Origin of the sequence: Micromonospora sp. WMMD730 (assembly GCF_049178955.1) — a bacterium.
GTDB classification, from domain to species: Bacteria; Actinomycetota; Actinomycetes; order Mycobacteriales; family Micromonosporaceae; genus Micromonospora; species Micromonospora wenchangensis.
In genome coordinates, this window is the sequence record NZ_JBMHML010000002.1 from 203,721 (window position 1) to 222,371 (window position 18,651).

17 protein-coding genes and 1 pseudogene are annotated in these 18,651 nt (G+C 73.4%); 12 read left to right on the forward strand and 6 right to left on the reverse strand.

Going from position 1 to position 18,651, the window contains the following annotated elements:
* Positions 1-248 precede the first annotated feature (248 nt).
* Positions 249-1,091 (forward strand): annotated as a pseudogene (locus tag ACN265_RS00960) (hypothetical protein); the annotation flags it as partial.
* A gap of 93 nt (positions 1,092-1,184) precedes the next feature.
* Here the strand turns inward: ACN265_RS00960 and ACN265_RS00965 are convergent.
* On the reverse strand, positions 1,185-2,369 hold the full coding sequence (locus ACN265_RS00965) for a homogentisate 1,2-dioxygenase (protein ID WP_421405746.1): 1,185 nt from the start codon (positions 2,367-2,369) through the stop codon (positions 1,185-1,187).
* A 95-nt stretch (positions 2,370-2,464) separates the two neighbouring features.
* Here ACN265_RS00965 and ACN265_RS00970 point away from each other — a divergent pair, with 95 nt between their 5' ends.
* From ACN265_RS00970 to ACN265_RS00990, 5 genes are all read left to right on the forward strand, one after another.
* Positions 2,465-3,316, forward strand: coding sequence for a hypothetical protein (locus ACN265_RS00970; RefSeq protein WP_420118085.1), 852 nt, complete (start codon positions 2,465-2,467; stop codon positions 3,314-3,316).
* Positions 3,313-4,509 carry a fumarylacetoacetase gene (fahA, locus tag ACN265_RS00975; protein ID WP_421405747.1) on the forward strand — a complete coding sequence of 399 codons (1,197 nt, stop codon included), beginning with the start codon at positions 3,313-3,315 and terminating at the stop codon, positions 4,507-4,509. Before ACN265_RS00970 ends, fahA begins: the two co-directional genes overlap by 4 nt.
* Before the next feature lie 154 nt (positions 4,510-4,663).
* Entirely contained in the window at positions 4,664-4,873 is a 210-nt protein-coding gene (locus ACN265_RS00980; RefSeq protein WP_088643247.1) for a DUF397 domain-containing protein, read from the forward strand.
* Positions 4,874-4,982: 109 nt separating this feature from the next.
* The gene (locus ACN265_RS00985) at positions 4,983-5,465 is read left to right on the forward strand and encodes an SRPBCC family protein (RefSeq protein WP_357925902.1); all 483 of its coding nucleotides are present in this window, start codon (positions 4,983-4,985) and stop codon (positions 5,463-5,465) included.
* Positions 5,466-5,576: 111 nt separating this feature from the next.
* A complete protein-coding gene (locus tag ACN265_RS00990) occupies positions 5,577-6,824 on the forward strand; it encodes a pyrrolo-quinoline quinone (RefSeq protein ID WP_421405748.1) in 1,248 nt (415 codons plus the stop codon).
* Positions 6,825-6,869: 45 nt separating this feature from the next.
* Here the strand turns inward: ACN265_RS00990 and hisC are convergent, their stop codons facing one another.
* The 4 genes from hisC to hppD are packed head-to-tail and all read right to left on the reverse strand — an operon-like array spanning position 6,870 to position 11,035.
* Positions 6,870-7,973 carry a histidinol-phosphate transaminase gene (gene hisC, locus ACN265_RS00995; protein WP_421405749.1) on the reverse strand — a complete coding sequence of 368 codons (1,104 nt, stop codon included), beginning with the start codon at positions 7,971-7,973 and terminating at the stop codon, positions 6,870-6,872.
* Complete coding sequence (locus tag ACN265_RS01000; protein ID WP_421405750.1) at positions 7,970-9,040, reverse strand: RDD family protein; 1,071 nt, start codon at positions 9,038-9,040, stop codon at positions 7,970-7,972. Before ACN265_RS01000 ends, hisC begins: the two co-directional genes overlap by 4 nt.
* Positions 9,041-9,080: 40 nt before the next feature.
* Positions 9,081-9,818 (reverse strand): RDD family protein, encoded by a 738-nt coding sequence (locus ACN265_RS01005; RefSeq protein ID WP_420116434.1) that lies wholly within the window; start codon positions 9,816-9,818, stop codon positions 9,081-9,083.
* An 11-nt stretch (positions 9,819-9,829) separates the two neighbouring features.
* A complete protein-coding gene (gene hppD, locus ACN265_RS01010) occupies positions 9,830-11,035 on the reverse strand; it encodes a 4-hydroxyphenylpyruvate dioxygenase (protein WP_420116433.1) in 1,206 nt (401 codons plus the stop codon).
* A 140-nt stretch (positions 11,036-11,175) separates the two neighbouring features.
* On the opposite strand from hppD, the gene ACN265_RS01015 reads away from it, so the two are divergent.
* The 4 genes from ACN265_RS01015 (at position 11,176) to ACN265_RS01030 (ending at position 16,476) form a co-directional block, all read left to right on the forward strand.
* Positions 11,176-11,664, forward strand: a complete 489-nt coding sequence (locus ACN265_RS01015; RefSeq protein ID WP_357925920.1) for an Lrp/AsnC family transcriptional regulator — start codon at positions 11,176-11,178, stop codon at positions 11,662-11,664.
* A gap of 163 nt (positions 11,665-11,827) precedes the next feature.
* Positions 11,828-13,279, forward strand: coding sequence for a PQQ-binding-like beta-propeller repeat protein (locus tag ACN265_RS01020; protein ID WP_372444626.1), 1,452 nt, complete (start codon positions 11,828-11,830; stop codon positions 13,277-13,279).
* A 67-nt stretch (positions 13,280-13,346) separates the two neighbouring features.
* A complete protein-coding gene (locus ACN265_RS01025) occupies positions 13,347-15,014 on the forward strand; it encodes a fumarate hydratase (protein ID WP_420116112.1) in 1,668 nt (555 codons plus the stop codon).
* A 61-nt stretch (positions 15,015-15,075) separates the two neighbouring features.
* Complete coding sequence (locus ACN265_RS01030; protein ID WP_420116111.1) at positions 15,076-16,476, forward strand: class II fumarate hydratase; 1,401 nt, start codon at positions 15,076-15,078, stop codon at positions 16,474-16,476.
* Between the two features lie 85 nt (positions 16,477-16,561).
* Here ACN265_RS01030 and ACN265_RS01035 read toward each other — a convergent pair whose 3' ends face one another.
* Positions 16,562-16,810 carry a hypothetical protein gene (locus ACN265_RS01035; protein WP_421411300.1) on the reverse strand — a complete coding sequence of 83 codons (249 nt, stop codon included), beginning with the start codon at positions 16,808-16,810 and terminating at the stop codon, positions 16,562-16,564.
* A 797-nt stretch (positions 16,811-17,607) separates the two neighbouring features.
* Here ACN265_RS01035 and ACN265_RS01040 point away from each other — a divergent pair.
* Both ACN265_RS01040 and ACN265_RS01045 read left to right on the forward strand, forming a co-directional pair.
* On the forward strand, positions 17,608-18,420 hold the full coding sequence (locus tag ACN265_RS01040) for a helix-turn-helix domain-containing protein (RefSeq protein ID WP_204927135.1): 813 nt from the start codon (positions 17,608-17,610) through the stop codon (positions 18,418-18,420).
* Positions 18,411-18,593, forward strand: coding sequence for a DUF397 domain-containing protein (locus tag ACN265_RS01045; RefSeq protein WP_377683765.1), 183 nt, complete (start codon positions 18,411-18,413; stop codon positions 18,591-18,593). The genes ACN265_RS01040 and ACN265_RS01045 overlap by 10 nt, the downstream gene beginning before the upstream one ends.
* Positions 18,594-18,651 lie beyond the last annotated feature (58 nt).

The following is an 18,651-nucleotide window of genomic DNA, read 5'->3' on the forward strand; positions in this document are numbered from 1 at the left end:
GGCCGCCTGGGCTCCCAGAGCCGCCTGTGCCGCCGGGGCCGCCTGTGCCGCCTCCGGCGCCGACTGTTCCCTCGGGCCCGGCTGACCGGTCAGGTGGGCCGGCACCGGCCGGCCCTACCGGATCATGGGCGGCGCCGGGGCAGGCGGGCCCTCCGACCCTGCCCGACCCGTCCGGATCGTCGCCGGACCGGCCCGCACCGCCTCTCGGCTCCGACCAGCCGGGGACGCCCTCCTTTCCCGGCCCAGGCGGTGCACCCGCCCCGGCCGGCGAATCCGGCCCGTCGGGGCAGGCGAGGGTGCCGACCGCCGCGCTGGTCGTCCGGGCTATCGCCCTCGCCGACCTGGGGGAGTACGCCGAGTCGGCGCGTACCGCCGATCGGATCCTGGCGGCCGGGCCGGGTGACGCGTACGCCCAGCGGAGCGCGGCGGCGATCCTGGCCGAGGCGCGCAACGGCCAGCCGGCGCTGAACGCGGCCTGGCGTGGGGTGGAGTTGGCCCCCGACGAGCCGCAGGCGCATCTGGTGCTGGCCCTGGTCGCCGGCCGGCTGGAGTTGTTCGACCTGGCCGAGCGGGCCTACCGGGAGGCGCTGCGGCTCGATCCGGAGCTGGCCGAGGCGCGGCACGACCCGGGGGTGCTGCGGTTGGAGCGGCGGCGCTGGGTGCTGGCGCTGGAACAGGTGGCCGCGTTGGCGCCGGTGCAGCCGGCGCGGGCCGAGAAGCTGCCGCTCTGGGCCGGGCTGCGTCGGCTCGTCCTGATCGGCAGCGGCTGGTCGCTGGTCGCCAGCCTGCTGCTCGCGTTCCTGGCCGCCGGCGGGGCGGGGGCGAGCCGGGTGGTGGCGGTGCTGGCGGCGGCCGGTGGCGCGCTGCTGGCCTGGCGGCTGTCCCGGCGGGTGCCCGAGCTGGGCCGGGTGGTCCTGCCGGCGCTGCGCCGCGAGGACCGCGCGTTGGTGTTCGCCGTGTACGCCGTCCCGGCCGGGCCGGCCCTGCTCCTGCTGTTCGCCCTGGTGGGCAGCCCGTGGCCGCTGGTGCTCGCGATCGCCCTCGCGGTGCCGGCGACCCTGATCGCCGCCACCCGTGCGGGCGTCTCCTAGCCTCGCGCCCCACCTCCGACCAACGACTGCTGGGCGAGCCGATGTGCCCGGGAAACCGCCGCCGAGCGTCGACCGATCGAGGCACCCGGAGGGTCAGGGCTGGCGGTTCCAGGTCCAGGCATAGCCCGGGTCCTCGCACTCGACGGCGGCGTCGCAGAGGTCGAGGGGGCGGAAGGTGTCGACCATGACGGCCAGTTCGTCGAAGAAGTCGACGCCGATCGAGCGTTCCGCCGCGCCGGGCTGCGGGCCGTGGGTGAAGCCGGACGGGTGCAGCGAGATCGAGCCCTGCCCGATGCCGGAGCCGCGCCGGGCCTCGTAGTTGCCGCCGGTGTAGAAGAGCATCTCGTCGGAGTCGACGTTGTGGTGGTGGTACGGCACCGGGATCGCGTCCGGGTGGTAGTCGACCTTGCGGGGCACGAACGAGCAGATCACGAAGTTGGGGCCCTGGAAGGTCTGGTGCACCGGTGGCGGCTGGTGCAGGCGGCCGGTGATCGGCTCGAAGTCGTGGATGGAGAACGCCCACGGGTACTGGTGGCCGTCCCAGCCGACCACGTCGAACGGGTGGTGGGCGTAGACGTGCCGGGTCCAAACGGTGCCGGTGGCGGTCCGGGCGCGGTGCCGGACCAGCACCTCCACGTCGGTGCCGTCGACCAGCAGGGGCGCGTCCGGCCCCCGGACGTCCCGCTCGCAGTAGGGGGAGTGTTCCAGGAACTGGCCGCGTACGGACAGGTAGCGCTTGGGTGGGCCGATGTGCCCGGTGGCCTCGATGGTGAGCAGCCGGACCGGGGCGTCGCCGGTGGGCACCAGCCGGTGGACCGTCGAGGTGGGGATCACCGCGTAGTCGCCGGCGACCAGGTCGAGCGCGCCGAAGGTGGACTCCAGCCGCAGCGTGCCCGCCTCGACGTAGAGGCACTCGTCGCCGGTGGCGTTGCGGTAGAGCGGGGACGGCCGGTCGGCCAGCACGTACCCGATCCGGACGTCGTCGTTGGCGAGCAGGTGACGCCGGCCGAGCACCGGGTCGGCCCCCGCGCCGTCGAGCTTGTGGGTCTGCAGGTGGCGTGGCTTGAGCGGGTGGTTGGGCAGCCGGGTGTACCCGGGCGGGGTGAACTCCTCGGCGGCGACGATCGCGGTCGGCGGGTGCCGGTGGTAGAGCAGGGACGAGTCGGCGGAGAAGCCCTCCTGGCCCATCAGCTCCTCGGTGTAGAGGCTGCCGTCGGGCTGGCGGAACTGGGTGTGCCGCTTGCGGGGAACCTCGCCGACGCTGCGGTAGTACGGCATGTCGCCTCCCGTATTGTCCCGATATCCGGCCGGTGGCGTCCGATAACCGGACGTCGCTGTCCGTTCCTTGACAGCGTCCCGTAGATTCTTGTCTCGTGTCAACGCAGGTCCCCCGCCTCCTCGCCGGACTCGTCGACGACGCCGCCGTCTTCCCGCCCGGCAGCGCGTCGCTGCCCGACGCCATCGCGGCGCACCGCGGACACCGCACCTCCTGGTACGCCGACCTGGTCGGTCCGCTGCTGGTGCCCGCCTCCGCCGTCGGCGGGCCGGACGGCCTGCCCGAGGGCACGGTGACCGGGCTGATCGGCGACACCGGCGTCGCCGGGGTGCCCGCCGCGCTGGCCGGGCTCGCCGCCGCCGGCATCGCCGTCCGGCAGGTCGAGGTGGCCGTCGCCCGCCGCGGCGAGGACCCCCAGCCGGGCCTGGCCGCGCTGCGCGGCGTGCTCGCCGGGCACGGTGACCTCGACTGGTACGCCGAACTGCCGCTGACCTTCGGGCTCACCGCCGCGCTGGACACCCTCGCCGAGGCCCGCGCGGCCGGCGAACCGGTCGCCGCGAAGTTCCGCACCGGCGGGCTGGCCGCCGAACTCTTCCCCACCCCCGTCGAGCTGGCCGCGGTGATCTGCGCCTGCCGGGACCGGGCGCTGCCGTTCAAGCTGACCGCCGGGCTGCACCACGCGCTGCGCCAGATCGACCCGGAGACCGGCTTCACCCACCACGGCTTCGGCAACGTGCTGGCCGCCACCCTCGCCGCCGCAGGCGACGCCGAGGTGGACGCGGTCGCCGCGCTGCTCGCCGACACCGACCCGCTGCGGGTGGTCGAACCGGTCCGGGCGGCCCGGGACGACGACCGTCCGCTGTGGATCGGGTTCGGCTCGTGCAGCGTGCGGGAACCACTGACCGATCTGATCCGGCTGGGGCTGGTGAACGGGGGATTCGACCGATGAGCTGGGTGACGGGCGCGGACGGCTCGGCGTACGGGGTGACCAACCTGCCGTACGGGGTGTTCCGGCACGACGGGCGGCCACCCCGGATCGGCGTACGCGTCGCCGACCTGGTGTTCGACCTGGCGGCAGCCGAGGAGGCCGGGCTGGTCCTCGCCGCCGGGGCGTTGCGCCGGCCCACCCTCAACGACTTCATGGCGCTCGGCCGCCCGCAGTGGACCTCGGTCCGGCAGCGCCTCGTCGAACTGCTCACCGACCCGACGCACCGGGGTGCCGTCGAGCCGCTGCTGGTGCCGCTGGCCGCCGTCGAGCTGCTGCTGCCGTTCGAGGTGGCCGACTACGTCGACTTCTACTCCTCCGAGCACCACGCCGGCAACGTCGGGCAGATCTTCCGCCCCGGCCAGCCGCCGCTGCTGCCGAACTGGAAGCACCTGCCGATCGGCTACCACGGCCGGGCCGGCACGGTGGTGGTCTCCGGCACCCCGGTCGTCCGCCCGAGCGGGCAGCGCGCCACCGGCGAGGGCCCCACCGTCGGCCCGTCCGTACGCCTCGACATCGAGGCCGAGGTGGGCTTCGTGGTCGGCGTGCCGAGCGCGCTCGGCGACCGGGTGCCCACCGGCGACTTCGCCGACCACGTCTTCGGGGTGGTGCTGGTCAACGACTGGTCGGCCCGGGACATCCAGGCGTGGGAATACCAGCCGCTCGGGCCGTTCCTCGGCAAGTCCTTCGCCACCTCCGTCTCCGCCTGGGTGACCCCGCTGGACGCCCTCGCCGACGCGTTCGTGCCGGCCCCCGAGCAGGACCCGCCGGTGCAGGACTACCTGCGCCAGACCCCGCATCTGGGCCTCGACCTGCGGCTTGCGGTCGAGTGGAACGGCGAGCGGGTCACCGAGCCGCCGTTCGCCGGCATGTACTGGACCCCCGCCCAGCAGCTGGCCCACCTCACCGTCAACGGCGCGTCCCTGCGGACCGGAGACCTGTACGCCTCGGGCACCGTCTCCGGCCCCGAGCGTGGCCAGGTGGGCTCGTTCCTGGAACTGACCTGGGGCGGGGCCGAACCGGTCACCGTCGGCGGGGACACCCGCACCTTCCTCGCCGACGGCGACACCGTCACGCTGCGGGCCACCGCGCCCGGCCCGGACGGCTCCACCATCGCCCTCGGCGAGGTCACCGGGCGCATCCTGCCCGCCCGCTGAGCCGACGCCGGGCGATCGCACCCGCTGTCCGACCGTTCGACGCTCCTGCCGCGTTTCTCCCACCGGATTCCGCCGTACGCCCCGCGCCGCCGTCTCCCGTCGGCGGCGCGGGGCGCGTCGGCGTGGCACGTCCCAGTGGAGAGGAGGTACGAGCATGAACGATCTCGTCGGCGCGGTGTGGCGCACCAGTAGCCGCTCGAACGACCAGGGGCTCTGTGTGGAGGTGGCGGACAACCTCGTCCGCACCCGGGCCGTGGTCGGGGTACGCGACTCCAAGGACCCGTCGGGCCCGGCCCTGGTCATCGGCCCACCGGGTTGGACGGCGTTCGTCGACGCCGTCCGGCAGGGGACCTTCCGTCCCTGACCGCCCCCGTCGCCGGCGTCCCCACCCGGGACGCCGGCGACGGAAATTTCACCGTACGGCCCCCCGCCGGTCGCTCACCCGCCGTACGGTGGACGACACGGGAGGTGCCATGTCGACGGTTGCGGTCACCGATGTCATCGAGGCGTCAGCCGTCGACGTGTGGGAACTCCTGACCGACCTGCCCGTCCGGGTCGACTGGCTCTGCACGGTCAGCTCCGTCGAGCTGCTCACCCCCGGGCCGTTCGGGCCGGGCACCGCCTGGCGGGAGACCCGTACCCGCCCGGACGGCGGCGACCAGCCGGAGGAGTTCCTGGTCCTGACCGCCGAGCCGGCACACCGGCTGGTGCTCGCCTCCCCGGGCATCGGGGTGGACTACCGGATCACCTGGACCCTGCGCGCCGTCCGCCGTCGTCGCCGGGTCGGCACCGCCGTCACGGTCGAACACCGGGCGCTGCCGACCGCCCCGTACGGGCGGGTGATGGCGCTGCTCTTCGGCGGCCTGGCCGCCCGGACGGTGGAGGGCGCGATCCGGCACGACCTGACCGCGCTGGCCGCCACCGTGCGCAGCACCGGCCGGGCCACCGCCGCCTGATCCGCGTCCGGGCACCGGCGGTCCGCCGGCCCGACTTCGTTCGCGCGACGCGACGCGACCTGACCGGTCCCCAGGGGGGACGTCTGGGTAGGGTGCCGGGCGGAGGTGGGCATGGGATTCCCGAAGGGACGGCGGCGACTCGTGGTCGCGGTCACCACGCTGCTCACCCTCGTGGCGGTCGCCGGCATCGGCTACCGGGTGCTCGCCCCCGCCGAGGTCGTCACGCCCGCCCGGGGCGCACCGCCGCCCGCCGGCACCCCGGCCGTCGGCGTGGTGGGTCGGCTGCCGGTCGCGCCGCTGGTGGTGGCGGGCCGGCTGCGGGTCTACGCCGCCGAGCGCCAGCTCTATGCCGACCAGCCCGCCGACAGCCGCAACCGGGTCACCCCGTTCTGGTCGTACCGGCGCTGGCCGGCCACCCTCGACGGGGTGCTGGCGGCCGGCACGATGGTGCTCAGCCGCTGGTCGGACGGGAAGCTGGTGGCCCTGGACGGGCTCACCGGCACGGTCGCCTGGCGGGCCGACGGGCCGACGCCGTACGCCGTGGCCCCCGCCCGGCGTACCGGGGCGGCCACCGTCTGGGACCCGCACGGCATCTCCGTCGCCCCCGCCCCCGGAAGCCGGACGGTGCTCGTCATCTCGGGCCGGGACGGTCTGCGCGGTTACGACCTCGCCGACGGGCGGGAGCTGTGGCGGGTCGACGGTGGCCGGGACTGCCGTACCGACCTGGGCACCACCGCCGCCGGGCAGGTCTTCTCCGTCGACTCCTGCGCCGGCCCGACGGCTGTCGAGTTCCGCGCCGTCGCCACCGGCGCGGTGGGCACCCGCTGGCGGCCCCCGGACGCACCCGAGCGGTTCACCGTCACCCCGGTCGGCTGCCTCACCCCCCGCTCGCAGTGCCGGGGGCTGCGCACCGACGGCGGCTCCGGCGGCCGGGGCTGGCAGGTCGGCCCGGGTGCGCCGATGGCCGCCCCCGCCCTGGACGCCGCCGGCACCACCCTGGTCGGCGAGCTGGCCGTCGGCGACGACGGCGGGGTGCTCAAGGGCTGGGAGGCGCGCACCGGCAAGGGCCGCTGGCAGCGCGGTGACCTGGGCCCGGTGACGATCCTCGCCACCGAGGCCGGTCGGCTCTACGTGCTGACCGAACGCCGGGAACTGGTCACCCTCGACCCGGTCACCGGCGCGCAGCGGTCCCGGTTCCCGATGACCCCCGGCCGGGACGGCATCGGCTGGAAGCCCGGCCGGGCGTACGCGGCCGGCGGCTACGTCGCGGTGGAACGGCTGCGGGAGCGCGCCGACCCGGACGACGACGACCAGGCGTACTTCCTGATGGCCGAGCCGGTGGTGCTCGCCGCGACCTGACCCGGCCCGACCCGGCCGGTGGGCCGGGGCGTGCCGGCGGGTGGTTCAGGACAGGGCGGCCTCCGCCACGGCCAGGAAGGCGTCGTTCTCGGCCGGGGTGCCGATGGTGACCCGGACGCCGTCGCCGGGGAACGGCCGGACGATCACGCCGCGCGCCTCGCAGGCCCGGCCGAACTCCACGGCCTTCTCGCCCAGCGGCAGCCAGACGAAGTTGGCCTGGCTGGACGGCACGTCGGGGACGACCTTGCGCAGCGCCGCGGTGACCCGGTCCCGTTCCGCCACGACCAGCGCGCAGCGGCGTTCGACCTCGTCGGCCTGGGCGAGCGCGGCCAGCGCCCCCGCCTGCGCCGCCGTGCTGGTGGAGAACGGGGTGACCACCTTGCGGACCGCGGCGGCGACCTCCGGGGTGCCGACCAGCCAGCCGATCCGCAGCCCGGCCAGGCCCCACGCCTTGGACAGGGTGCGCAGCACCACCACGTTGGGCCGGTCGAGGTAGGTCAGCCCGTCGGGCACCTGCGGGTCGGTGACGAACTCCCGGTACGCCTCGTCGATGACGACGAGCACGTCGTCGCCGACGGCGTCGAGGAAGCGGTCCAGCTCCGGCCCGCGTACGGCCGTGCCGGTGGGGTTGTTGGGGTTGCAGACCAGCACCATCCGGGTCCGGTCGGTCACCGCCGCGGCCATCGCCGCCAGGTCGTGCCCGTGCCCGGCGTCGTTGGGCACCCGCACGCTGCTCGCGCCGCTGGTCGCCGCGATGATCGGGTACGCCTCGAACGAGCGCCACGAGTAGAGCAGCTCGTCGCCGGGCAGGCAGGTGGCCCGGACCAGGTGCTCGGCCAGCGCCACCGACCCGCAGCCGGTGGCGATCCGGTCCGGGTCCACGCCGTACCGCTCGGCGAGCGCGGTGCGCAGCGCCACCACGCCCATGTCGGGGTAGCGGTGCGACCCGGTGACCGCCTCGGTGACCGCCTCGACCACCCCGGGCAGCGGCCCGTACGGCACCTCGTTGCTGGCCAGCTTGATCGCCTCGGCCAGGCCCAGCTCGCGGGCCAGGTCGGCCGGGCTGCGGCCGGGCACGTAGTTCGGCAGGGCGTCCAGGTCGGCGCGGGTCAGTCGCAGTGGGGGCTGGTGGCGTCCGGTGTCGGTCATGGGGTGTCTCCCGGGGGCTCGGGGTCGGTGCGGTCGGTGGCACGGTCGTCGGTGGGGGCGTCCGGGTGGTCGGCGCGCGGCACCCGCACCACGACCGTCTGGGCCCGCTTGTCGTGCAGGGCCTGGCGCAGCGGGTGGTCGAAGAGCGCGGAGACCGCGTCGACGAACTGGAGCAGCAGCCCGAAGCCGCAGCAGAACCAGAGCAGGGTTGGCATGCCCATGGTGCTCCACCGCCGGGTGGCCCGACCGAAGCCGAGCGGCTGGTCGGCGTCGACGGGCACCGCCCGGATGCGCAGCAGCCGCTTGCCCAGGGTCTGCCCGCCGGACGCCATCGTCGGCACCTCGTAGGCGAACCAGAGCGCGGTCGCGATGACCAGGATGGCGATCTGGAGGCCGCCGGCCTGCTCACCGATGGCGGGCAGACCCTCCCGCGAGGAGTCGCCGGCCATCGCCCGCCGGACCGCCTCGCGCAGGTAGGGCGCGGTCTCCTCGAAGTACCGCCAGACGAACCAGCCGTTGACCACCGCGTTGAGCCCGAGGACGACCCCGAAGTCGACCAGCCGGGCGAGCAGCCGGGCACCGTAGCCGGCCAGCGGCACCCCGTGCGGCCGGGGTTCCGGCGGACGCCCCGGCCAGGTCGGGTACGGCCACCCGGGCGGCGGCCCGCCGGGCTGCCCCGCTCCCGGCTGCCCGGCCCAGGGCTGCCCCGGCGTCCCGGGCTGTCCCGCCCCGGGCTGCCCCGGACCTGGTTGTCCTGCTTCCGGCTGTCCGGCCCAGGGCTGTCCTGCCGCCCCGGGTTGCCCGGTCCAGGGCTGGCCCGCCCAGGGTGGGCCCGGCGCGGCCGGCGTGCCGGGCCCGGCCGACGGGTGCTGGCCGGAGGCCGGGGTGGTTCCGGCGGGGGAGGTCGGGGCGGGCGGCTCGGCGGCGGGCTCCGGCTCGGGCGGGGGCGGGCCGTCGGGTGGGGTGGCGTCGACCGGGATCGGGGCACCGATCCAGCCCTCGCCGTCCCACCACCGTCGGGTGGTCGGCTCGGCCGGGTCGACGTACCAACCTGGTTGCACGCTCACGGTCTCGCCCTGCGCTGTCCGGTGCGGTCGCTCTGCTGGCTCACCCGGCAACCTTAACGACGATGGTGCCGGCGAACTTGTCGTGGAGGCACTGCTGCCACGGCTTGTCCCAGAGCTGCCACAGCCCGTCGAGGTAGCTGAAGAAGGGAATGATCGCCCCGCCGATCTGGTAGGCGGCCCACCGCTTGGCCGCGGCCGTACGGGTCAGCGTGGCGGCCGGGTCGAGCGGCACCACCTGGATCTTCATCACCCGCTTGCCGATGGTCTGCCCGGTCTTGAACATCATCTCGACCTGGTAGACGTAGCTCATGGCGAACGCCACCACGAAGATCACGCCCTGCAACACCAGCATCGGAATCAGGAAGTTGGTGAACGGGTCGGAGGTGGGCGTGCCGTCTGCCGTGGTGGTCAGGTCGGGCAGGACCATCTGGAAGAAGACGATGAAGGCCGGCACGATGAAGACCATGCTGGCCGCGGCGAGCACCGCCCCGTCGATGAGCAGGGCGAGCAGCCGGTCACCGAAGCTGGCCAGCGGCAGCCCACGCGGCGACATCCCGGGGAAACCGGGCGGCGGCATGCCGGGTGCCGGCGGTGGGTACCCGGGCATCCCGGCGTACGGGCCGGGTCGCGGGTAGCCGCCGGGCGGCGCGGCGTAGGGGCCGGGTTGCGGCGGCACGGCGTACCCCTGGGGGTGTGGGCCGGCGGGCGGGGCGAAGCCGCCGGCGGCGGGCCCAGGCCCACCGGCCGGCGGTGTCGGGTAGCTCGGAGGTTGCGTCACGCGAGACAGTGTTACAAATTGCCGCGCGCTTCCTGCTCACGCTCGATGGCTTCGAACAGCGCCTTGAAGTTGCCCTTGCCGAAACCGAGCGAGCCGTGCCGTTCGATCAGCTCGAAGAAGACCGTCGGCCGGTCCTGCACCGGCTTGGTGAAGATCTGGAGCAGGTAGCCGTCCTCGTCCCGGTCGACCAGGATCTTGCGGGACTTCAGCTCCTCGATCGGCACCCGTACGTTGCCGATCCGGGCCCGCAGCTCGGGATCGTCGTAGTACGAGTCCGGGGTGTCGAGGAACTCGACGCCGGCCGCCCGCATCGCGTCGACGCTGGCCAGGATGTCGTTGGTGGCGACCGCGATGTGCTGCGCGCCGGGGCCCTGGTAGAACTCCAGGTACTCGTCGATCTGCGACTTCTTGCGGGCCACCGCCGGCTCGTTGAGCGGGAACTTGACCTTCCGGGTGCCGCTGGCGACGACCTTGCTCATCAGCGCCGAGTAGTCGGTGGCGATGTCGTCGCCGATGAACTCCGCCATGTTGGAGAAGCCCATCACCCGCTTGTAGAACTCCACCCACTCGTCCATCCGGCCCAGCTCCACGTTGCCGACCACGTGGTCGACGGCCTGGAAGAAGCGCTTCGGCTGGAGGCCGGCGGCGATCATCGGCTGCCGGTCGACGATCGGGCCCCGGGCCACGAAGCCGGGCAGGAACGGGCCGGTGTAGCGGGACCTGTCGACCAGACTGTGCCGGGTGTCGCCGTACGCGGCGATGGCGGCCAGCCGGACGGTGCCGTACGCGTCGGTGACGTCGTGCGGCTCGATGAGGCCGGTAGCGCCCTGGGCCAGCGCGTGCGCGTACGCGGCGTCGACGTCCGGCACCTCAAGCGCGATGTCGTCGACCCCGTCGGAGTGCTTCGCGACGTGGTCGGCGCCAGCCGCGTCGGGGCGGACCGCGCCGGTCAGCACGAACCGGGCCGAGCCGCTGGTCAGCACGTACTCGGCGTGGTCGCGGTAGCCCTGCTCCGGCCCCCGGTAGGCCACGCAGGTCATGCCGAACGCGGTGGAGTAGTAGTGCGCGGCCTGCTTGGCGTTGCCGACCAGGAAGTGCACGTGGTCGAGGCCCTTGACCGGGAACGGGTCACGGGTGATGTCGTGGTCGACTGCGCCGACGAGCGTGTCGACGTCGATGTCCTCGGTCGACTGGGGTCGGTCGATCGCCTGGGTCACGGTGGCCTCCCTCGGTTGCGGCCGGCGTCGTGGGCCGGTGGTCCGTCAGCTCTTGCAGGCAGCATCGCGGTGGGCCCGTCCACTGGGCAACACTCACGTTTTCCCCTGGTCAGGTTGCGCAATCGGTAGGGTGTGCAGCCATGAACGCTGGACAGGGTGTACAGCTCGACGAGTTGGACGGCAGGCTGGTCCAACTCCTCGCCGACGAACCCCGGATCGGGGTGCTGGAATGCTCCCGCCGGCTCGGGGTGGCCCGGGGCACCGTGCAGGCCCGGCTGGACAAGCTGGTCGACCGGGGGGTGATCGGCGGGTTCGGGCCGGAGATCCGCCCGGCGGCGATCGGGTTCGCGGTGACCAGCTTCGTCACCCTGGAGATCAGCCAGCGGCACGGCCACGACACGGTCACCGCGCATCTGGCGGCGATCCCCGAGGTGTTGGAGGCGCACACCATCACCGGGGCGAGCGACCTGCTCTGCCGGATCGTGGCCCGCTCCAACACCGACCTGCAACGGGTGATCGACCAGATCGTCTCGTCCGACGCGATCCGCCGGGCCTCCACGATCATCGCGCTCGCCGAGCAGATCCCGTACCGCACGCTGCCGTTGCTGCGGTCGGCCGCCGGGTCGTGATCAACGCAATTGGGCTGATATAGCGGCATCCGAAGGCTCTGTTGGCGCTATATCGGCGATGTCGCGGCGCGTCCGATCTGCCCGACGGGTAGGCCGCCCGCCAGGGAGAAAGGAGGGCGACACTCCGGCGCGGGGGCGGGGCGGGGAGGTGATCGTCGCTACGGTGTCCGGTGTGAAGGGCCTTGGCGGGGTGCGGGGAGGGCTGCTGCTCGGGCTCGTCATCGTGATCGCGCTCGCCGTCACCGGCGTGTGGAACCCCTTCCCCGGGGTGTGGGACTGGGTCGACCGCAGCGAGCCGATCTCCGAACCGGACGTGCTGTGGCAGCAGCGGGTCGGCGGTACCCCGAAGAGCGTCACCATCGTCGGCGACACCGTCGTGGTCGAGCAACGTACCCGCACGGAGGTGCGCAGCCTCGCCACCGGCGCGCCGCTGTGGGAACGCAAGGCGGACTGGTCGGCGGTGGCCGGCGGCGACCGCGACGCCGTCGTCGCCGTGGGCAAGCTCCTGGTCAAGGGGTACGAGCTGCTCGACCCCACCACCGGGGCGGTACGGCGACGTGACGGCGACGCGGTGGCCGTCTGGACGTACCGGAACATGCTGCTGGACGCCCGGTGCGTGGCCGCCACCGACTGCACGCTGAGCGCCTGGGACCCGCGCGGCACCAGCCCACTGTGGACGGCCTTCCTGCCCGGCGTCAGCAGCGGGCTGTTCGCCGACAACCCGGGCCTGCTCGGCACCCGGCGGCTCACCGCGCAGCGGATCGACGAGGGGGTGGCCGGGCCGGAGGCGGCCCCGCCGCTGCTCGGCTTCCCGGTCGACGGCCGGGTGCACGTGGTGGACACCGCCACCGGCCGGGTGGTGCAGGACGTCGAACCGGGCCAGGACGAGCGGTTGTCGGTGGTCGGCGGCCGGATGCTCAAGATCCGCGCGGTGTCGGTCGACGGCAGTTGCCAGTACGCCGTCTCGGCGCGCGACCCGGCCACCGGGCAGGAGGTGTGGCGGCGCAGCGGGTTCAACCTGCGCACCGCCGACAGTGCCGGATGCGCCCAGCGGGAGGACCCGCAGGGGGCGCGCAGCGTGCTGATCGGGGTGGCCCCCGACGGGCGGGAGGCCGTCCTCGACGGCTACGACGGCCGGCTGCTGCTGGTGGACGCCGAGGGCGAGAAGCTGCTCGCCGTCGACGACAGGTACGCCCTGGTCCGCAGCGCCGACAAGGACTCGGTGATCGCCCGGGAGCTGGGCACCGGCAAGGCCCGCTGGACCCGGCCGGCCGGCGCGAAGGCGGGCGCGGCGCTCACCCCGTACGCGGCGGTGCTGACCGGGGACAAGCCGAGCCGGCTGGTCGCCGTGGACCCGCGTACCGGTAGGGAACTGGTGGTGTTGCGGACCAGCGCCAACGCGCTCGCGGTCGGCCCCAACGGCATGGTCGTCGGTGAGGGGCGGGAGATCGGGTACGTCCGGTTCGGGGCGGGTGCCGGTGCGCCCCCGCCCGCCGCGCCCCCGGCCGGCTCGAACGGCGGTACCGGGCCCGGCCCGGGGCGGACCGGCGGCGCGCCGGACCCCGAGGACAGTTGCGGGCCGAAACGGGAACTCTGCGCCAACGGCAACGGGTGAGAGCGGCGTCCCACGACCCACCCGGCGGGTGTCACCGATCGCCCGGTCTGCCCTAGGCTTTTCCGTCATGAGCAGTGCCGCCGCGTTCTCGTACGCCCCCTTGCTGCCGACCGGTCCGGATCAGACCGAATACCGCCTGGTCACCGACGAGGGCGTCGACGTCGTCCACGGTCCGGGCGGTCGCCGTTTCCTGACCGTGGAGCCGGCCGCGCTGACCGCGCTGACCGCCGAGGCGATGCACGACATCGCCCACTACCTGCGGCCGGCCCACCTGGCTCAGCTCCGGTCGATCATCGACGATCCGGCGGCCTCGCCGAACGACCGGTTCGTCGCGCTGGACCTGCTGCGCAACGCCAACATCGCCGCCGGTGGCGTGCTGCCGATGTGCCAGGACACCGGCACCGCCATCGTGATGGGCAAGCGCGGCCGGCACGTGCTCACCGACGGCTCCGACGCCGAGGCGATCTCGCACGGCGTCTACCAGGCGTACACGCGGCTGAACCTGCGGTACTCGCAGCTCGCCCCGCTGACCATGTGGGACGAGCGGAACACCGGCAGTAACCTGCCCGCCCAGGTGGAGCTGTACGCCGAGGACCCGGACGGGCACCCCGACGCGTACAAGTTCCTGTTCATGGCCAAGGGCGGCGGCTCGGCCAACAAGTCGTACCTCTACCAGGAGACCAAGGCGCTGCTCAACCCGACGCGGATGATGCAGTTCCTGGAGGAGAAGCTGCGGCTGATCGGCACCTCGGCCTGCCCGCCGTACCACCTGGCGATCGTCATCGGCGGCACCTCCGCCGAGTACGCCCTCAAGACCGCCAAGTACGCCTCGGCGAAGTACCTCGACGCGCTGCCCACCTCCGGCTCGATGACCGCGCACGGCTTCCGGGACCTGGAGCTGGAGGCCGAGGTGCTGGAGCTGACCCGCAACTTCGGCATCGGCGCGCAGTTCGGCGGCCGGTACTTCTGCCACGACGTGCGGGTGGTCCGGCTGCCCCGGCACGGGGCGTCCTGCCCGGTGGCGATCGCGGTGTCCTGCTCGGCCGACCGGCAGGCGGTTGCCAAGATCACCCCGTCCGGGGTGTGGCTGGAGCGCCTGGAGACCGACCCGGCGCGCTACCTGCCGGACGTCACCGACGAGACCCTCGACGCCTCCGAGGTGGTACGCGTCGACCTCAACCGGCCGATGGCCGAGATCCGGGCCGAGTTGTCGAAGTACCCGGTGAAGACCCGGCTGTCGCTGACCGGCCCGCTGGTCGTCGCCCGGGACATCGCCCACGCCAAGATCGCCGAGCGGCTCGACGCCGGTGAGCCCATGCCGCAGTACCTGCGCGACCACGCCGTCTACTACGCCGGCCCGGCCAAGACCCCCGAGGGGTACGCCTCCGGCTCGTTCGGCCCGACCACCGCCGGCCGGATGGACGCGTACGTGGCGAAGTTCCAGGCGGCCGGCGGCTCCCAGGTGATGCTGGCCAAGGGCAACCGCTCCGCCCAGGTGACCCGCTCCTGCCAGCAGCACGGCGGGTTCTACCTCGGCTCGATCGGCGGCCCGGCGGCCCGGCTCGCCCAGGACTGCATCAAGCACGTCGAGGTGCTCGAATACGCCGAGCTGGGCATGGAGGCGGTCTGGAAGATCGAGGTGGAGGACTTCCCGGCCTTCATCGTGGTCGACGACAAGGGCAACGACTTCTTCGCCGAGGTCACCAAGCCGGTCCTGACCGTGGGCCGCCGCTGATTCGCGGGAGCTGAACGGCGATCATCTGCGGTCCGACCCAGGGCGGGGCAGGATGGGACGGGTGACGACTCCAGAGGCAGCGGGCTACCGGATCGAACGCGACTCGATGGGCGAGGTGGAGGTGCCCGCCGAGGCGTTGTGGCGGGCGCAGACCCAGCGCGCGGTGCAGAACTTCCCGATCTCCGGCCGGGGCATCGAACCGGCCCAGATCAAGGCGCTGGCCCAGATCAAGGGGGCCGCCGCCCTGGTCAACGGCGAGCTGGGGGTGATCGGCGCGGACGTCGCCGAGGCGATCGCCACCGCCGCCGCGCACGTGGCCGACGGCGGGTACGACGACCAGTTCCCGATCGACGTGTTCCAGACCGGCTCGGGCACCTCGTCGAACATGAACACCAACGAGGTGATCGCCACCCTGGCCACCCGGGAACTGGGCCGGGACGTGCACCCGAACGACGACGTGAACGCCTCGCAGTCCAGCAACGACGTCTTCCCGTCCTCGATCCACCTGGCCGCCACCCAGTTCGTGGTGGAGGACCTGCTGCCGTCGCTGCGCCACCTGGCAGAGGCGCTGGAGGCGAAGGCGGCCGAGTTCGAGACGGTGGTCAAGGCGGGGCGTACCCACCTGATGGACGCCACCCCGGTCACCCTCGGGCAGGAGTTCGGCGGCTACGCCGCGCAGGTCCGCTACGGCGTCGAGCGGCTGGAGTCGGCGCTGCCCCGGCTGGCCGAGCTGCCGCTGGGCGGCACCGCCGTGGGCACCGGCATCAACACCCCGCTGGGGTTCGCCGGCAGGGTGATCGACAAGTTGCGCGCCTCGACCGGGCTGCCGTTGACCGAGGCCCGTAACCACTTCGAGGCGCAGGGGGCGCGGGACGCGTTGGTCGAGACGTCCGGCCAGCTGCGTACCGTCGCGGTCGGGCTCTACAAGATCGCCAACGACGTACGCTGGATGGGGTCCGGCCCCCGGGCGGGCCTGCGGGAGCTGCGCATCCCCGACCTCCAGCCCGGCTCGTCGATCATGCCGGGCAAGGTCAACCCGGTGGTCGCCGAGGCGGTGCGGCAGGTCTGCGCGCAGGTGATCGGCAACGACGCGGCTGTCGCGTTCGCCGGCAGCCAGGGTGACTTCGAGCTGAACGTGATGCTCCCGGTGATGGGCCGCAACCTGCTCGAATCGATCAAGCTGCTCTCCGCGTCCAGCCGGCTCTTCGCCGACCGGCTGGTGGCCGGTCTGGTCGCGGACGCCGAGGTCTGCCTGGCGTACGCGGAGGGGTCGCCGTCGATCGTCACCCCGCTCAACCGCCACCTCGGGTACGACGAGGCCGCCTCGATCGCCAAGGAGGCGTTGGCGAAGCAGGTCAGCATCCGCGAGGTGGTGATCTCCCGGGGGCACGTCGACTCCGGGAAACTCACCGAGACCCAGCTTGATGAGGCCCTCGACCTGCTCCGGATGACCCACCCCTGACCGGCGCCTGTTTGATCGACTCCTGTGGGCCGATGTAGCGGTGTCAGGCGGATTTGATAGCGCTACATCGGCCCCCGTGAGTGGATCATGGCTCGGTCGGTGGGCGGGTGCGGGGGACCCAGGCGAGGAACCGGGCGAAGAGGGCCGCCGGGTCGGGGCCGGTGTCGGGATAGAGGCGGTACAGGTCGGCGGCGGCGTCGTGCAACACCGTGCAGAGGTAGATGTTGAGCGCGACCCGATCGTGGGCGTACTCCGAGACGAGGGTGAGTCGGGCGGCCCCGCAGGGCCACGGCGCGGCGCACACCCGGCACAGCCAGAGCGGGCGCAGCGGCAGGTGGGGGCGCGGATTCGCCGGCCCCGGCCCGCTGCGGCCGACCGGGTCGGGTGGTCCACCGGTGCGGTGCGGCCCGTCCGGTCCGGCCGCCGCGTTCACCGCCGTCCCCGGTTGGCGCGCCACTCCTGGGCCAGCGTGAGCCAACCGACCCGCCCCACCCGGGGAAACGAGATGGTGGTGTCCTCCCACCCGGGCGGGCCCGACCCGGTACCCGGGGGTACCTCCGCTCCCGTGGCCGCAGACGTGGCCGGATGGGCGTCCGGCCCGATGGCCGGGTAGGAGGCCGGATGGGCGTCCGGCCCGATGGCCGGGTAGGAGGCCGGGTGGGCGTCCGGCCCGATGGCCGGGTAGGGGGCCGGGTGGGCGGTCGGTCCGGTGGTCGGGGACGTGGCCGGATAAGCACCCGGTCCGTTGGTCGGGGACGGGGTCGGGTGGGTGGCTGGACCGGCGGACGGGGGAGCGGGCCGGCGGAGTGGGGCCGCTTCCGGGAGTCGGCCGGATCGGAATCTGCGGGCAAGCCGGTGTCGCCAGGTGAGCCGGGGCATCGCGTCGCCTCCATGGTGGGTCGGCTGGTCGTCTCCCCCGGCGGTGGGACCGCCGGCCGGGGAGCGGGCCGTCCCACCGCGACACCGGTCCGCCCGGAGGGAGAGCGGTCGATGTCGCACTTCACAGTCTGCTGATGAAACCACTACCGTGTGAAGGGTTGTTGTCGGCTTCCGGTCTTGTCCTGTGTTAGCGGCGTCCCTGGTCGGCGTGGTGTCGGAGTCGATCGTCGGCGCGGTGGAGGGCGGCTGGAGATGACGGACGGGCGGATGACGGCGGCGGCCTTCCTCGTCGCCGAGCTGCGGCGGGCCCGGACCCGTCGGGGCTGGAGCCAGGACGACCTCGCCAAGGCGGTCAACTACTCGGCGTCGATGGTCAGCGCGATCGAACTGGGCCAGCAGCCGCCCACCGCCAAGTACCTCGAACTGGCCGACAAAGCCCTCGACACCGGCGGCATCTTCAGCCGGATGCTCAGCCAGTTGGTCGCGCTCGACCGGGCACAGGTGTGGCTCCGGGGTTGGCGTGCGATTCTCGCGGACGCGTGGGCATTGCGGTGGTTCGACCCGCTCCACGTCCCGGGGCTGCTGCAGACCGAGGCATACGCGAGAGCGGTCTTCGAGTCCGATCCGATGCTCGATCCGGAGGAGGTCGAACGCCGGCTGGCCGACAGGATGGACAGTCAACGAACGCTCTACACCGAACGACCCCCACGTCTCGTGGCGGTGCTCGACGAGGCGGTCATGCATCGGCGGGTTGGTGGCCGCAAGGTCATGTCTGACCAGGCCCTGCACCTTGCGCGGATCGCCACGGAACACCCGCAGATCCGACTACACGTCGTCCCCTCGTCGGCCGAGGAGTATCCGGGCCTGAATGGGCCGTTCATCCTGGCGAGCCTGCCGGGCGACGTGGAGTTGGCGTTTCTCGGTGGTCAGATCGGTGGTCAGGAGTTGGATGACCCGGCTGACCTGAGGCGTCTTCAACGCACCTGGGAAGCTACCCTCGGCGTGGCCTTGCCACCGCAGGAGTCGATCGAGCGGCTGAGGGAATTGTCGGAGTCATGGAGTTGACCGGGGCTTGTTGGCGCAGGAGCCGCCGGAGCGGTTCTAACGATCAATGTGTCGAGGTGGCGACGAATCTGGTCGGGGTGGTCGGGGTGCGGGACAGCAAGGACCCGGCGGGCCCGGTGCTCACCTTCCCGGCGTACTCCTGGCGGATCTTCGTGGCCGCGCCGCCGCGCTGACGGGACCGGCTCGCGGCGGACGGTCGCCGCAGGTCCGGTCGCCGGGATAACCGGTCGA